Here is a 13,564-nt window from a genome sequence, read left to right as displayed (position 1 = left end):
GAGGCGTCACATCCAGGACGGGAATAGAGTGCACTGTCACCGAATTTTCGAAGTGAGGGGTGGATCCGGGAGGGAAGCCGGCCAAATCCTGCCCACCTTCGTCATTCCGGAGGGGACGCGCGAGCGTCCGGCTCCGGAACCTACCCGCCGCCGAGAAATGTGTGAATCCCGAAGACGGAGCGACGGGCGCTGAGGCCTTCCGCACCGCCCGCCGCCGTGTAGAGTGGCGCCTCGACGCGAACCCGGCACCGGAGCCGGACGACGAGGGAGCGCCTACGCATGATGACGGACCGGATCGCCAAATTGCCGCTGCTGCCCACCACCGTGGTCGGCAGCTATCCGCAACCCGGCTGGCTGGTCGATCCGGAGGCGCTGAAGCAGGCCGGCGTGCCGCGGCTGCGGGCCAAGGGGATCTGGCGGCTGTCCGGCGAGCAGCTGGCCGAGGGCCAGCGCGACGCCGCGGTGCTGGCGGTGCACGACATGGAGCGCGCCGGCATCGACATCGTCGGCGACGGCGAGGCCGGCCGCGAGAGCTACTCCAACCAGTTCGCCACCGCGCTCGAGGGCGTCGACATCGAGACGCCGGGCAGCACGATCGGCCGCTACGGCCAGACCACGCTGGTTCCGCGGGTCGTGGGCCCGGTCCGGCGGACCCGGCCGGTGATCGTCGACGAGGTGCGGTTCCTGCGAGCCCAGACCGACCGGCCCATCAAGGTGACGCTGCCCGGGCCGTTCACCATGACCCAGCAGGCGGCGAACGAGCACTATGCCGACGACGCCGACCTGGCGATGGCCTATGCGGCGGCGGTCAACGAGGAGCTGCTGGCGGTGTTCGCCGCCGGCGCCGACATCGTGCAGCTGGACGAGCCCTGGATGCAGGCCCGCCCGAAGGTCGCGCACGACTATGCCGTCCCGGCCATCGACCGGGCGCTGCGGGACGCGCCGGGCACCACCGCGGTGCATCTCTGCTTCGGCTATGCGGCGATCGTGAAGGACAAGCCGAGCGGCTACTCCTTCCTGCCCGAGCTCGATGCATGCTCCGCCGACATCGTCTCGATCGAGGCGGCCCAGCCCGGCCTCGACCCGCAGGCCCTGGCGGCGCTGCCGTCCAAGCGCATCATGCTCGGCGTGATCGACCTGAACGACCCGGAGGCGGAGACCGCCGAGGTGGTCGCCGGCCGGCTGCGCGCCGCCCTCAGGCACGTGCCGGCGGAGCGGCTGATGGTCGCCCCGGACTGCGGCATGAAGTACCTGCCGCGCGCCGTTGCGTTCGGCAAGCTCAAGGCGATGGCCGACGGCGCCGCGATCGTCCGGGCCGAGCTGGCGCGGTAGCCGGGCCTACGCCCGCCGCATCCACACCGCGGTGTCATGGAACACCGCGCCGCCGGACGGCGGCGGCGAGTCGGCGCTGGTCAGCGCGTTGATGCCGATGCCCTCCTCGAAGGCGGCGTTCGGCCACACCGACTCCACGATCACCGTGGTCGGCTGCACCCCGTCGAACAGCCGGGCGTGCAGCACCACCGAGCCCTGCCCGTTGCCGAGCCGCACCCGGTCGCCGTCGCCGAAGCCGAGCGCCGCCGCGGTGTCGGGATGTACCATAACGGTCGGTCGGGCCTCGCGCTTGCGGCTGGTGGGCGTCTCGGTGAACGAGGTGTTCAGGTAGTTGCGGGCCGGCGCCGTCACCATCCGGTAGGGCTTCTCGTCGGTCGCCCGGTCGATGATGTCGACATGGTCGGGCAACCCCGGGATGCCGGCGCCCAGCGGCCCGACCGCCGCCCAGTCGGCCGCGAACTCGAACCGCCCGGATTTCGTCGGGAAGCCGTTCAGGAAGTGCTGCTCCTCGAAGGACGGCGACACGTCCAGCCATTTGCGGCCGACCATCTCGTCGAAGCCGGGATAGCCTGAGCGCTTCAGCGTGGCGTCGATCAGTTCGGCCTCGGTCATGTCCATCGCCGGGTGCTCGCCGCCGAGCCGGCGCAGCAGGTCGTTCTGCAGCCGGTGGTTCGACCGGCACTGGCCCGGCGCCTCGATCACCCGGTCGTGCACCTCGAGATGCGGGTGGCCGCCGGCGGTGTAGATGTCGGCATGCTCCAGGAAGGTGGTCGCCGGCAGCACCACGTCGGCGTGCCGGGCGGTCTCGGTCAGGAACTGCTCGTGGACGCACAGGAACAGGTCGTCGCGGTTCAGGCCCCTCAGCACCCGGTGGCTGTCGGGCGCGACCGCCGCCGGGTTGGTGTTCTGCACCAGCATGGCGGTCACCGGCGGGCCGCGGCGCACCACCGCGTCCTCGCCGGTCAGCACCGGGCCGATCCGCGACATGTCCAGCACCCGGGTGCCGGGGCGGATCCGGTCGCTCGCCTCGATCAGGGTCTTGTCGACCGTGTAGTAGCCGTCGACCTTCCACAGCGCGCCGCCGCCGCGGTGCCGCCACTTGCCGCCGACCGCCGGGATCGAGGCGACGGCATGCACCTGCATCGGGCCGTTGCGCGAGCGCGCGAAGCCGTAGCCGACCCGGATATAGGCCCGGTCGGTCCGGCCGTAGCGGGCGGCCAAGGCCTCGATCTGCGCCGCCGGGACGCCGGAGACCGCCTCGGCCCATGCCGGCGTGCGGGTGGCGAGGTGCGCTTCCAGTTCGGCCGCCCCTTCCGTGTAGCGCGCCAGGTAGTCGCGGTCGGCATAGCCGTCGCGGAACAGCACATGCATGATCGCGCAGGCCACGGCGCCGTCGGTGCCCGGCCGCACCATGACGTGCTCGTCGGCGGCCTCGGCCGTGGGCGTGCGGTACGGGTCGACCACCACGAAATGCGCGCCGCGCTGCTTGCGCGCCCGCGACACGTGGGTCATCACGTTGACCTGGGTCGAGACCGGGTTGCCGCCCCACATGACGATCAGGTCCGACTCCGCCATCTCGCGCGGGTCGCTGCCGCCGACCTTGCCGGCGCCGGCGATCCAGCCGGCCTTCACCACGGTGGTGCAGATGTTGGCGTCCTGGCCGGAATAGCCCATGACGTTGCGCAGGCGGTTGATGCCGTCGCGGTTCACCAGCCCCATGGTGCCGGCGAAGTAGTAGGGCCACACGGTCTCGCGGCCATGCCGGGCAGCGGCCTCGGAAAACGCGCCGGCGACCCGGTCCAGCGCCTCGTCCCAGGCGATCTCGCGAAACTGGTCCGAGCCCTTCGGCCCGACCCGCAGCAGCGGCACCTTGAGGCGGTCCGGGTGATGCACCCGCTCGGCGTAGCGCGCCACCTTCGCGCACACCACGCCGGCGGTGTAGTCGTTGGACGCGGCCCCCCGCACCCGGCCGATGGTGTGGGCGTCGAGCCGCTCGACCTCCAGCGCGCAGGCGCTGGGGCAGTCATGCGGGCAGACCGAGGGGACGATGGCGGGGGAGTCGAGGGCGTCGAGCGGCATGGGAAGCAGGGTAGAGCGGGGCGGAAGCCGGGGGAAGATCGGAACTTTCGGCAACGACCTCACTGGGATCCCGCCCCTCATCACACCGTCATTCCGGAGCGGACCGCCAGCGGCGGGATGCATCCGGAATGACGAGGGAGGGAGTATGCTTGTCCGCAATTCGGCGTGAGGCGATGCCCTCGTCGAGCCACAGGACCGACTGCGCCGTACCGCCCGACCCAGGAGCCCCGCCCATGACCGCCGCCGCCATCCGCCCCCGCCGCAGCTTCATCTTCGCGCCCGGCAACAAGCCGGACATGTTCCCCAAGGCCCTGGCGGTCGGCGCCGACATCATGTGCGTCGACCTGGAGGACGCGATCGCGCCGCAGCACAAGGCCGAGGCCCGGGCCGCCACGCTGAAGTGGTTCGCCGAGGCCGCGCTGGACGGGTCGGTCGAAGCGATGGTGCGGATCAACGCGCCGCGCACCCCGGAAGGCATGCGCGACATCGACGCCATCCTGGGCTCGCCCAAGGCGCCGCCGGCGCTGATGCTGCCGAAGGTCAAGTCGCCGGCCGAGATCACCGCGCTGGCCGAGCTGTTCGACGAGCTGAAGATCGCGACCCGCCTGCAGGTGATCGTCGAGACCAACGAGGCGCTGGAGGCGGCCTGGGAGATCGCCCGGGCCAGCGACCGCATCGACGCCCTGTTCTTCGGCGGCGTCGACATGGCCGCCGACCTGCGCTGCCGCAATTCCTGGAACGCCCTGCTGTACGCCCGCTCGCGGGTGGTGCACGCGGCGGCCGGCGCCGGGGTCGACGTGATCGACGTGCCCTATCTCGACCTCAACGACATGGACGGCATGCGGGCCGAGGCCGAGGCGGCGGCCGAGCTCGGCTTCTCCGGCAAGGGCTCGATCCATCCCCGGCAGGTGCCGGTGCTGAACGCGGTGTTCACCCCGAGCGCGGCCGAGGTCGCCTATGCCCGGCGGGTGGTCGAGGCCTTCGAGACCGCCGACAGCGGCCTGGTGGTGCTGGACGGCAAGCTGCTGGAGAAGCCGGTGCTGCGCAGCATGTACCGGGTGCTGGCGCGCGCCGGGGCCTGACGCCCGGGGTCTGACAACCGGGGCCTGACGCCCGGGTCCTGAGGCCGGCACCGGCCGCCGGGTCGATCCGTTCGCTCCGCGCCATCACTGCCGTGCCCGTGGGGCGGTTGTCCAGGCAACGAGTCCGGCGTTAGGCTTGTCATACATTATGACATCAGACCGGTGGGCAGGCTCCCGTCCGGCCATCTGATGTGCATGTGGACGCTTGCACCAATTCGAGCGGGACCGTGGTCGATCGCGATCCGGAAGTCCCGCCTGCCCATCCAAGGGACCCCACGGAGGAGACACCATGACCATGCGCTGGACGACGACCGCGGCCTTGACCGCGCTGCTGCTGGCGGCGACCGCCGCGCAGGCGGCCGAACTGCCGAAGACCACCATCAAGGTGGTCGGCAACTACAGCAACCTGCTGCAGACCAAGGAGGTCGAGAAGCCGTTCTGGACCGAGAAGCTCGCGAAGGACTCCAACGGCCAGGTGACCGCCGACTACAACAACCAGGACATCCTGGGCATCAAGGACTTCTCGCTGCTGCGGCTGACCCAGGCCGGCGTGGCCGACGCCGGGGTCGGCGACATCTCGAAGATGGCCGGCGACCACCCGGTGTTCGAGGGCTGCGACCTGGCCGGCATCACCACCGACATCGCCACCGCCCGCAAGGCCTGCGACGTCTGGAAGCCGGTGATGGCCGAGGCCATGAAGAAGAAGTTCAACGCCCGGCTCGTGGCGCTCGGCAACAACCCGCCGATCGTGTTCTGGTGCAACAAGCCGATCGCCGGCCTGGACGACCTGAAGGGCAAGAAGGTCCGGGTGTTCAACACCACCCAGTCCGACTTCGTGTCCGCCGTCGGCGCCACCACCATCACCATGGCGTTCGGCGAGGTCGTCCCGGCCCTGCAGCGCAACGTCGTGGACTGCGCGCTGACCGGCACCCTGTCCGGCAACACCGCCGGCTGGCCGGAAGTGGCGACCCACCTGTACCCGCTGCCGGTCGGCTGGTCGATCTACTACACCGCCGTCAACGAGGGCTCCTACGCAGGCTGGGCGCCGGAGGTCCAGGCCTTCATGGACAAGGAGTTCGCCGAGCTCGAGAACATGAACTGGGACATCGGCGGCCAGGCCACCGAGCAGGGCGTGAACTGCAACATCGGCAACGACCCCTGCACCCTCGGCAAGAAGGGCAAGATGACCCTGGTGCCGCTGTCCGACGCCGACAAGGCGAAGCGCGAGGACGTCGTGCAGAACGTCGTGCTGGTGAAGTGGGGCAAGCGCTGCGGCAAGGAATGCGCCGCCAAGTGGAACGACACGGTCGGCAAGGTGGTCGGCCTGACGATCCCGCTCGACAAGCTCTGATCCGAGCCGCGCAACGAACGGTACCGCCCTCCCCCCGGAGGGCGGTATCCTGCGTGCGACATTATTCTTGGGCCCGCCCGGAGCCGTGATGGACCGAATTCTCGACCTCGCCCACCGGCTGGCGCGCTACGGCGCCTGGGCCGGCGGCGCCCTGGTGATCCTGGCCGCCTTCGTGATCGGCCTCGACATCGTGGTCCGCAAGCTGTTCGTCCTGGCGTTCGGCGGGGCCGCCGAACTGTCCGGCTACGTGCTGGCGATCTCGTCGTCCTGGGCACTGGCGCTGGCACTGCTGGACCGCGCCCATATCCGCATCGATTCCCTGTACGTCCACCTGCCGGTGCGGGCCTGCGCCGCGCTCGACGTGCTCGGGCTGATGGTGATGCTCGGCTTCGCCGCCCTGCTGACCTGGCACGGCTGGAACGTGTTCCACCAGTCCTTCAACCTCGGCTCGCGGGCCGTCACGGCGATCGCCACGCCGCTCGCCTACCCGCAGTTCCTGTGGCTGGTCGGGCTTGCCTATTTCGCCCTGGTGACGCTGCTGCTGCTGCTGCGCGCCTGCCACGCCCTGGTTACCGGCGACATCGCCACGGTGCAGCGCATCGCCGGCTCGCGCACCGGCCAGCAGGACCTGGAAGAGGAGCTGGAAAGCCTGCGCAGACGCGCCGAACCGGCGGAGGACCGGCCATGATCTGGGTCACCGTGGCGATGCTGATGGCGCTGCTGGCGCTCAGCATCCCGATCGCCGCGGCGCTCGCCGCGCTCGGCCTGTCGCTCGACTACCTGTACTCCTGGATGCCGCTGCGCCTGGCGCTGGGCGAGATGAGCTGGGGGGTCTCGACCGACTTCATCCTGTTCGCCATCCCGCTGTTCGTGTTGCTGGGCGAGCTGCTGCTGCGCTCCGGCATCGCCGAGCGCATGTACGCCGCCATGAGCCAGTGGCTGTCCTGGCTGCCGGGCGGACTGATGCATTCCAACATCGGCACCTGCACCCTGTTCGCGGCGGTGTCCGGCTCCAGCGTCGCGACCGCCGCGACCATCGGCACCGTGGCGGTCGGCGAGATCGACCGGCACGGCTACAACGAGCGGCTGTTCCTCGGCACCATCGCCGCCGGCGGCACGCTCGGCATCCTGATCCCGCCGTCGATCGTGATGATCGTGTACGGCGCCCTGACCGAGACCTCGATCCCGCAGCTCTACCTGGCCGGCATCATCCCCGGCCTGGTGCTGGCGGCGCTGTTCATGGTGACGGTGATCGTCGCCTGCATGGCCCGGCCGGCCTGGGGCGGCGACAAGATCGCGGTGAGCTGGGGCGAGCGCTGGCGCACCCTGCCGGACCTGGTGCCGCCGCTGCTGATCTTCACGGTGGTGATCGGCTCGATCTACACCGGCCTCGCCACGCCGACCGAGTCGGCGGCGCTGGGCGTGCTGATGGCGATGGCGCTGGCCGCCTGGAAGCGCCGGCTGAGCTGGTCGATGCTGCGCGAGTCCTGCGAAGGAACCATGCGCACCACCGGCATGATCATGCTGATCCTGATCGCCGCCACCTTCCTGAGCTTTGCGGTCACCTCGGTCGGCATCGGCAATCAGGTCACCGAGCTGATCACCGAGAGCGGCCTGACCCCGATCCAGACCATGTGGATGATCGTGGCGCTGTACCTGGTGCTCGGCATGTTCATGGAGTCGCTGTCGATGATGATCGCCACCGTGCCGATCATCACACCGGTGGTGATCAACATGGGCTACGACCCGGTGTGGTTCGGTGTGCTGATGATGCTGCTGCTGGAGACCGCGCTGGTGACCCCGCCGGTCGGGCTGAACCTGTTCATCGTCCAGGGGGTGCGGCCGCGCGGGCAGATCCGCGACGTGATGATCGGCTCGCTGCCCTTCGTGGTCACCCTGCTGGCGATGATCGTGCTGCTGATGCTGGTGCCCGACCTGGCGCTCTGGCTGCCGCGGATCGCCGGCTAGGAGCCCTGGAAGGAGGTCACTGCATGGGCCGGCCGATCGTCCTGTTCGAGAACATGCGGGCGGTGCCCTACGTGCCGTTCTACCTGGCGGCCGAGCGCGGCGACTGGGCCCGCGAGGGTGCGGAGGTCCGCATCGAGACCTCGCCGGCGACCGCGCAGACCGCGGCCGCCCTGCTGGACGGCCGAGCCGACGTGTCCTGGGGCGGCCCGATGCGGGTGATGCTGCACCACGACGCCGACCGCGACTGCCCGCTGGTGTGCTTCGGCCAGGTGGTCTCGGGCGAGCCCTTCGTGCTGGTCGGCCGGCACGCCAACCCGGCGTTCCGGTTCTCCGACCTGGCGCATTCCCGGGACTGGCCGGGACCGCGCATCGGCGTCGCGGTCGACGTGCCGACGCCCTGGATGACCTTCCAGGACGACCTGCGGCGCGAGGGCATCGACCCGGCCGCGATCAACCGGCTGCCCGACCTGCCGATGGCGGAGAACCTGGAACGGCTCAGGGCCGGCAAGGCCGACGTGGTGCAGCTGTTCGAACCCTATGTGGACCGCGCCGTCGCCGGCGGCTTCGGCCATGTCTGGCACCGCTTCGCGGTGCGCGGCGACATGAGCTACACCAGCTTCTACACGACCCGGCGGTTCGCGGCCGAGGAGCGCGCGACCTGCCGGGCGCTGGTGCGCGGCATCGCCGCCGCCCAGGCCGCCCTGTTCGCCGAGCCGGCCGCCGACATCGCCGGCCAGGTCGCCGGCTGGTTCCCCGGCTTCGAGCCGGCGGCACTGGCCCGGATGATCGAGGGCTACCGGTCCTCGGGGGTGTGGGCGCGCTCGCCGGAGCTGCCGGCCGCGACCTTCGTGCGGCTGAAGGCGTCGCTGCTGTCCGGCGGGCTGATCGGATACGACGTGCCCTACGACCGCGCGGTCGACGACGCCATCACGGCGGAGGCGCTGGGCGGATCGGCCTGAGGCGCCCGTCGCTCCGTGGGTTCCGGCTCCGTCCCGCCTCCGGCGGTCCGGTCCGGAATGACGAAATGAAGGGAAGCGTTCTCGCAGTGCCCAACTTTATCATTCGTCATTCCGGACGGACGCGCCGCCCCGGCGTGGCCGAGCCGGTACCCACCCGCCGCCGCACCGCCCGAACGGGAGGAAATTGCCCATGGACGCCATCCCGACCATCGACATCGCCCCGTTCCTGGCCGGCGACCCGGACGGTCGTCGCGCCGTGGTGGAGCAGGTCGCCGCCGCCTGCCGCGAGACCGGCTTCCTGGTGATCGCCGGCCACGGCATTTCGCGCGAGACCCTGGAGGAAACCTTCCGCCGGGCCTTCGCCTTCTACGACCTGCCGGCCGCCGAAAAGGCGCGCTGGGGCCCGACCGGGCCGGCAAGGCAGCGCGGCTATCACGGCGTGGCGACCCGCAGCCTGGCCGCCACCCTGGGCCAGCAGACCCCGCTGGACCTGCGGGAGTCGGTGTTCCTGGGACCGGTCGACGACCACCAGGTGCATTTCGCGAACCTGCCCGAGGCAGCGACCGCCTACGCCCCGAACATCCTGCCCGACGACCCGCCGGGCACCGCCGAAGCGTTCACCGGCATCTACCGGGAATACGAGCGGCTGTCCCTCGACCTGCTCAGGATCGTCGCGGTCGCGCTCGGCCTGCCCGAGGACCACTTCACGGCGCTGATGGCCCGGCATTTCTCGATCCTCGGCGTCCACCACTACCCGGCCCTGGCGACCGCGCCCGAGCCCGGCCAGCTGCGCGCCGGCGCCCACACCGACTTCGGCGCCATGACCATCCTGGCGATGACCGAGGGCCGTGGCGGGCTGGAGGCGCGCACCCCCGACGGACGCTGGCTGCCGGTGCTGCCGGCGCCCGGCGAACTGGTGGTCAACCTCGGCGACATGATGCAGCGCTGGACCAACGACCGCTGGGTCTCGACCCTGCACCGCGTCGTGGTGCCGGAACTCGGCGACAGCGGCAGCCGGCGACTGTCGATCGGCTATTTCGTGCACCCCGACTTCGACGCCGCCATCGAGTGCCTTCCCGGGCCGGGCGAAGCGCCGCGGCACCCGCCGACCACCGCCGGCGCCCACATCGCCGAGAAGATCGCACGCAGCCACAAGGCGCCCTTCGAGGCCCCGCTTGCGCGGGGCACCTCAGGGTGAGAGGGCGAACGGCGAGGACCGCCCTCTCTCACTCATCCTGAGGTGCCGCGCCCTTCGCGGCCGCGAAGGACGGCAGCCACCGGGCCAGCGCCACCCCGACCGGCACCATGCGGCTGATCACGTGGTCGGTGAACTCCACCAGCGCCGCCCGGGCCGCTTCCGGCGCCGGGCCGGCGTCGGCGCGCAGGTTGGCCAGCCGCGCCGCTTCCTCGCGCGACAGCGCCCGGGCCCGCCCGATCGCCGCCTCGAACCGGCCGTCGGCGGCCAGCGGCGCCCAGGCGGCGTGCATCAGCGCCAGGAAGCCCGGCCAGTTGGCGAGGTGGCGGTACATGGTCGCCAGGATCGGCTCGTCCGGCCGGGCGCCCAGCAGGTTGATCGCCTTCACCAGCGCCCAGGTCTGGGGATCGACGTCGGGCTCGGAGATCAGCGGCGGCAGCGGCGCCGGCGCCCCCGCCGCCGGGACCGGGTCGGCCGGCGCGGTGCCGGCCGGGTCCACCAGCAGCGCGGTCAGCGCCACCAGGTTCGGCCCGTTGCCGCGGTTGTAGCCGTCGGCCACCGCCCGCAGCCGCGGCAGGTCGGCGGCGCTCACTCCGACGGCGGCCAGCGCGCCGGGCGGCAGCGGGCAGGGCAGCGGCGGGTCGAGCCGCGCGTACAGCCGGGCGGCGGCGGCCTGGGCCTGGCGGCCGGCATAGATCGGCCGGGCCGCCGTCCAGGCCCATTCCAGCCCGCCGTCGACGGTCGCCAGGTGGCGCCAGATCAGGTTGACCACCGGGCTGCCCAGGGTCTCGCGGATGTCGGCGAAGATCCGGGCGGTCTCGCCGCGGGCCTCGCCCTCCAGGATCGCGGGAACGGGGTCCGACATGGCGGGTTTCTCCCTGTGGTTGGGTGTCGCCGCGACGGATCTGCCGCCGGGCGGCGTTCGCGACATTAACTCGACGAGGCCGCGCCCCGGCGCATCGAGGCCGCAACCTGGAGACTATCGCCATGCGCACCCGGCACCACCGCCCGCAGACCACGACACTGGTTCCAGCCGCGCTCGGGCTGGCCGGCCTGTCGCTGATGGGCTTCGCGCTCGCCGCCATGCTGCTCGCCGGTTGAGGCGCAACCGGGCGGCCCGGCACCGGATTGCCACAACCTTAACACTTCTCCAGGAAGCAACGGGCGGCCTCGACGGTCATTACGTGTAGGTCTGCCGGCGGAACCGGGAGGGTGCTCGACCCCCTCCGCGGTCCCCGGGGAGCACGGAGGCGCCGCCATGAACGAGACACGAGTCCGCAGTCCATACCCGCTCGTCACCCCGGTCGCGGCCGCCACGACCACGGGACAGCAGCATCGGTCGTCGGGCGGCGGATTCGCGGCACTGCTGATCACCGCGATGCAGGGCGGCGAGGCCGCCGACGACGCCGTTCCGGCTCAGGGCCCGGTCGGCCGGAGCGTCGCGGTACGCGGCCCGACCATCATCGACGGCATCGTCTTCCCGGCACCGCTGCCGCGCTGATCCGGCCCTTCCATCCTCCCCGGCGGCGACCTACTCTCGCCGCGAACCAACGGGAGGATGACATGGCGGAGCAGCTCCGCATCGGCTTCGTCGGCGTCGGGCTGATGGGCCACGGCATGGCGAAGAACCTGCTCGCGAAGGGGTTTCCCGTCGCCCTGCTGGGCAACCGCAACCGCGGCCCGGTCGAGGACCTGAAGGCCCGCGGGGCGGTCGAGGAGGCCTCGCCCCGGGCGCTCGCCGAGGTCACCGACGCGGTCATCCTGTGCCTGCCGAACTCGGCGGTCGTCGAGCAGGTCGTGCTCGGCCCCGACGGCATCCTGGAGGCGGCGCGGCCGGGCTTCGTCCTGGTCGATTCCAGCACCGCCCAGCCCGGCTCGACCCGGCGGGTCGGCGCGGCGCTGGCGGAAAAGGGTGCCGACATGCTGGACGCGCCGCTGACCATGACCCCGAAGGAGGCCGAGGACGGCACCCTCAACGTGCTGGTCGGCGGCGAGGCGGCGGTGCTGGAGCGGCTGCGCCCGGCCTTCGACGCCTATGCCCGAAACGTATTCCACATCGGCGGCCTGGGTGCGGCGCATTCGCTGAAGCTGATCAACAACTTCATGAGCATGACCATGTCGGCGCTGGTGGCCGAGGCGGCGGTGACGGCGCGCGCCAACGGCGTCGACCTCGGCAAGCTGCGCGAGGTGGTGTCGGCCGGCGCCGTGAACTCCGGGATGTTCCAGAAGATCATGGCCTACGCGGTCGACGGCGACGCCTCCGGCCTGCAGTTCGCCATGGCGAACGCCCGCAAGGACGTCGGCTACTACGCCGCGATGGCAGCCGAGGCCGGGCTGCCGAGCCCGTTCGGCTCGACCGCGCTGCAGCTGTTCACCCTGGCCTGCTCGACCGGGCACGGCGACGACCACGTGCCGCTGCTCTACGACGTGATGGCCGAGTGGGGCGGGCTCGAGAGGCAGGCGCGATGAGCGAGCGGGTCGACGCCGTCGTCATCGGCGCCGGGGTGGTCGGGCTGGCCTGCGCGCGGACCCTGGCGCTGCAGGGCCGCGAGGTGCTGGTGCTGGAGAAGGCCGAGGCGATCGGCACCGAGACCAGTTCGCGGCATTCCGAGGTAATCCACGCCGGGATCTACTACCCGGTCGGCTCGCTGAAGGCGCGGTTCTGCGTCGAGGGCAAGACCAGGCTGTACCGCTATCTCGACGAGCACGGCGTGCCCTACAGCCGGCTCGGCAAGCTGATCGTCGCGACCTCGGAGGACCAGATCCCGGCGCTGCAGCAGATCCAGGACCGCGCCGCCAGGGCCGGGGTCGACGACCTGGCCTTCCTGTCGCACAACGAGGTGACCGCGCTGGAGCCGGACCTGCGCTGCGTCACCGCCCTGCTGTCGCCGTCGACGGGAGTGCTGGACAGCCACTCCTACATGCTGGCCCTGCAGGGCGACGCCGAGGAACGCGGCGCGATGATCGCGTTCCACGCACCGGTCGCCGGCGGCCGGGTCGACGAGGACGGCATCGAGCTGGTGGTCGGCGGCGCCGATCCCATGACCCTGAAGGCGACCACGGTGGTGAACTCGGCGGGACTGCACGCCCAGCCGACGGCGGCCTCGCTGCAGGGCTTCCCGGCCGGGCACGTCCCGCCGCAGTATTTCTGCAAGGGCAACTACTACACCCTGTCCGGGGTGCGGGCGCCGTTCCGCCACCTGATCTACCCGGCCCCCGAGCAGGCCGGGCTCGGCATCCACCTCACCCTCGACCTCGGCGGCCAGGCCCGGTTCGGCCCGGACGTGGAGTGGGTTGAGACCATCGACTACGCGGTCGACCCGCGGCGCGCCGACAGCTTCTACGCCGCCGTGCGCAAGTACTGGCCGGGGCTGCCGGACGACTCCCTGCAGCCGGGCTATGCCGGCATGCGCCCGAAGATCCAGGCGCCCGGCCAGCCGGCCCTCGACTTCATGGTGCAGGGCCCGCGCGACCACGGCGTGCCCGGGCTGGTCAACCTCTACGGCATCGAGTCGCCGGGCGTGACCTCGTCCCTGGCGATCGCCGACCATGTCGGCGAGCTGCTGGGGTAGACTGGGAGCGAAACAGGTCCACGGGG

12 protein-coding genes are annotated in these 13,564 nt (G+C 71.4%); 10 read left to right on the top strand and 2 right to left on the bottom strand.

What is annotated here, in order from left to right; genetic code table 11:
* The first annotated feature begins 279 nt into the window (after nucleotides 1–279).
* Nucleotides 280–1,332 (top strand): uroporphyrinogen decarboxylase/cobalamine-independent methonine synthase family protein, encoded by a 1,053-nt coding sequence (locus RIC54_RS05300; RefSeq protein WP_350150798.1) that lies wholly within the window; start codon nucleotides 280–282, stop codon nucleotides 1,330–1,332.
* Nucleotides 1,333–1,338: 6 nt separating this feature from the next.
* Here the strand turns inward: RIC54_RS05300 and RIC54_RS05295 are convergent, their stop codons facing one another.
* Complete coding sequence (locus RIC54_RS05295; protein ID WP_350150796.1) at nucleotides 1,339–3,411, bottom strand: molybdopterin-containing oxidoreductase family protein; 2,073 nt, start codon at nucleotides 3,409–3,411, stop codon at nucleotides 1,339–1,341.
* Nucleotides 3,412–3,644: 233 nt separating this feature from the next.
* Between RIC54_RS05295 and RIC54_RS05290 the strand changes: the two genes are divergently transcribed.
* The 6 genes from RIC54_RS05290 to RIC54_RS05265 all read left to right on the top strand — a co-directional run bounded on the left by RIC54_RS05290 (nucleotide 3,645) and on the right by RIC54_RS05265 (nucleotide 9,969).
* Nucleotides 3,645–4,493: an HpcH/HpaI aldolase/citrate lyase family protein gene (locus RIC54_RS05290; protein WP_350150794.1), complete on the top strand. Its 849-nt coding sequence runs from the start codon at nucleotides 3,645–3,647 to the stop codon at nucleotides 4,491–4,493.
* Between the two features lie 289 nt (nucleotides 4,494–4,782).
* Nucleotides 4,783–5,844: a TRAP transporter substrate-binding protein gene (locus tag RIC54_RS05285; RefSeq protein WP_350150792.1), complete on the top strand. Its 1,062-nt coding sequence runs from the start codon at nucleotides 4,783–4,785 to the stop codon at nucleotides 5,842–5,844.
* Nucleotides 5,845–5,932: 88 nt separating this feature from the next.
* Nucleotides 5,933–6,532 (top strand): TRAP transporter small permease subunit, encoded by a 600-nt coding sequence (locus RIC54_RS05280; protein WP_350150790.1) that lies wholly within the window; start codon nucleotides 5,933–5,935, stop codon nucleotides 6,530–6,532.
* Complete coding sequence (locus tag RIC54_RS05275; protein WP_350150788.1) at nucleotides 6,529–7,812, top strand: TRAP transporter large permease; 1,284 nt, start codon at nucleotides 6,529–6,531, stop codon at nucleotides 7,810–7,812. Before RIC54_RS05280 ends, RIC54_RS05275 begins: the two co-directional genes overlap by 4 nt.
* Nucleotides 7,813–7,835: 23 nt before the next feature.
* Nucleotides 7,836–8,771, top strand: coding sequence for an ABC transporter substrate-binding protein (locus RIC54_RS05270; protein WP_350150786.1), 936 nt, complete (start codon nucleotides 7,836–7,838; stop codon nucleotides 8,769–8,771).
* A gap of 190 nt (nucleotides 8,772–8,961) precedes the next feature.
* Nucleotides 8,962–9,969, top strand: a complete 1,008-nt coding sequence (locus RIC54_RS05265; RefSeq protein WP_350150784.1) for an isopenicillin N synthase family dioxygenase — start codon at nucleotides 8,962–8,964, stop codon at nucleotides 9,967–9,969.
* A 28-nt stretch (nucleotides 9,970–9,997) separates the two neighbouring features.
* On the opposite strand, the gene RIC54_RS05260 is transcribed toward RIC54_RS05265, so the two are convergent.
* Nucleotides 9,998–10,831 carry a hypothetical protein gene (locus RIC54_RS05260; RefSeq protein WP_350150782.1) on the bottom strand — a complete coding sequence of 278 codons (834 nt, stop codon included), beginning with the start codon at nucleotides 10,829–10,831 and terminating at the stop codon, nucleotides 9,998–10,000.
* Nucleotides 10,832–11,224: 393 nt separating this feature from the next.
* On the opposite strand from RIC54_RS05260, the gene RIC54_RS05255 reads away from it, so the two are divergent.
* The 3 genes from RIC54_RS05255 (at nucleotide 11,225) to RIC54_RS05245 (ending at nucleotide 13,538) form a co-directional block, all read left to right on the top strand.
* Nucleotides 11,225–11,467: a hypothetical protein gene (locus tag RIC54_RS05255; RefSeq protein ID WP_350150780.1), complete on the top strand. Its 243-nt coding sequence runs from the start codon at nucleotides 11,225–11,227 to the stop codon at nucleotides 11,465–11,467.
* A gap of 62 nt (nucleotides 11,468–11,529) precedes the next feature.
* The gene (locus tag RIC54_RS05250) at nucleotides 11,530–12,435 is read left to right on the top strand and encodes an NAD(P)-dependent oxidoreductase (protein ID WP_350150778.1); all 906 of its coding nucleotides are present in this window, start codon (nucleotides 11,530–11,532) and stop codon (nucleotides 12,433–12,435) included.
* Nucleotides 12,432–13,538: an NAD(P)/FAD-dependent oxidoreductase gene (locus RIC54_RS05245; RefSeq protein ID WP_350150776.1), complete on the top strand. Its 1,107-nt coding sequence runs from the start codon at nucleotides 12,432–12,434 to the stop codon at nucleotides 13,536–13,538. Before RIC54_RS05250 ends, RIC54_RS05245 begins: the two co-directional genes overlap by 4 nt.
* The last annotated feature ends 26 nt before the right edge of the window (nucleotides 13,539–13,564 follow it).

Source organism: Thalassobaculum sp., assembly GCF_040219215.1.
In the GTDB taxonomy this organism is placed as follows: Bacteria; Pseudomonadota; Alphaproteobacteria; order Thalassobaculales; family Thalassobaculaceae; genus Thalassobaculum_A.
The sequence above is the reverse complement of the archived record's forward strand: the minus strand, read 5'-3'. Positions and strand labels throughout refer to the sequence as shown.

Excerpts from the sequence above, each read along its gene's own strand:
- RIC54_RS05300 (WP_350150798.1), top strand. The coding sequence starts at position 280 with ATGATGACGGACCGGATCGCCAAATTGCCGCTGCTGCCCACCACCGTG.
- RIC54_RS05295 (WP_350150796.1), bottom strand. The coding sequence starts at position 3,411 with ATGCCGCTCGACGCCCTCGACTCCCCCGCCATCGTCCCCTCGGTCTGC.
- RIC54_RS05290 (WP_350150794.1), top strand. The coding sequence starts at position 3,645 with ATGACCGCCGCCGCCATCCGCCCCCGCCGCAGCTTCATCTTCGCGCCC.
- RIC54_RS05285 (WP_350150792.1), top strand. The coding sequence starts at position 4,783 with ATGACCATGCGCTGGACGACGACCGCGGCCTTGACCGCGCTGCTGCTG.
- RIC54_RS05280 (WP_350150790.1), top strand. The coding sequence starts at position 5,933 with ATGGACCGAATTCTCGACCTCGCCCACCGGCTGGCGCGCTACGGCGCC.
- RIC54_RS05275 (WP_350150788.1), top strand. The coding sequence starts at position 6,529 with ATGATCTGGGTCACCGTGGCGATGCTGATGGCGCTGCTGGCGCTCAGC.
- RIC54_RS05270 (WP_350150786.1), top strand. The coding sequence starts at position 7,836 with ATGGGCCGGCCGATCGTCCTGTTCGAGAACATGCGGGCGGTGCCCTAC.
- RIC54_RS05265 (WP_350150784.1), top strand. The coding sequence starts at position 8,962 with ATGGACGCCATCCCGACCATCGACATCGCCCCGTTCCTGGCCGGCGAC.
- RIC54_RS05260 (WP_350150782.1), bottom strand. The coding sequence starts at position 10,831 with ATGTCGGACCCCGTTCCCGCGATCCTGGAGGGCGAGGCCCGCGGCGAG.
- RIC54_RS05255 (WP_350150780.1), top strand. The coding sequence starts at position 11,225 with ATGAACGAGACACGAGTCCGCAGTCCATACCCGCTCGTCACCCCGGTC.
- RIC54_RS05250 (WP_350150778.1), top strand. The coding sequence starts at position 11,530 with ATGGCGGAGCAGCTCCGCATCGGCTTCGTCGGCGTCGGGCTGATGGGC.
- RIC54_RS05245 (WP_350150776.1), top strand. The coding sequence starts at position 12,432 with ATGAGCGAGCGGGTCGACGCCGTCGTCATCGGCGCCGGGGTGGTCGGG.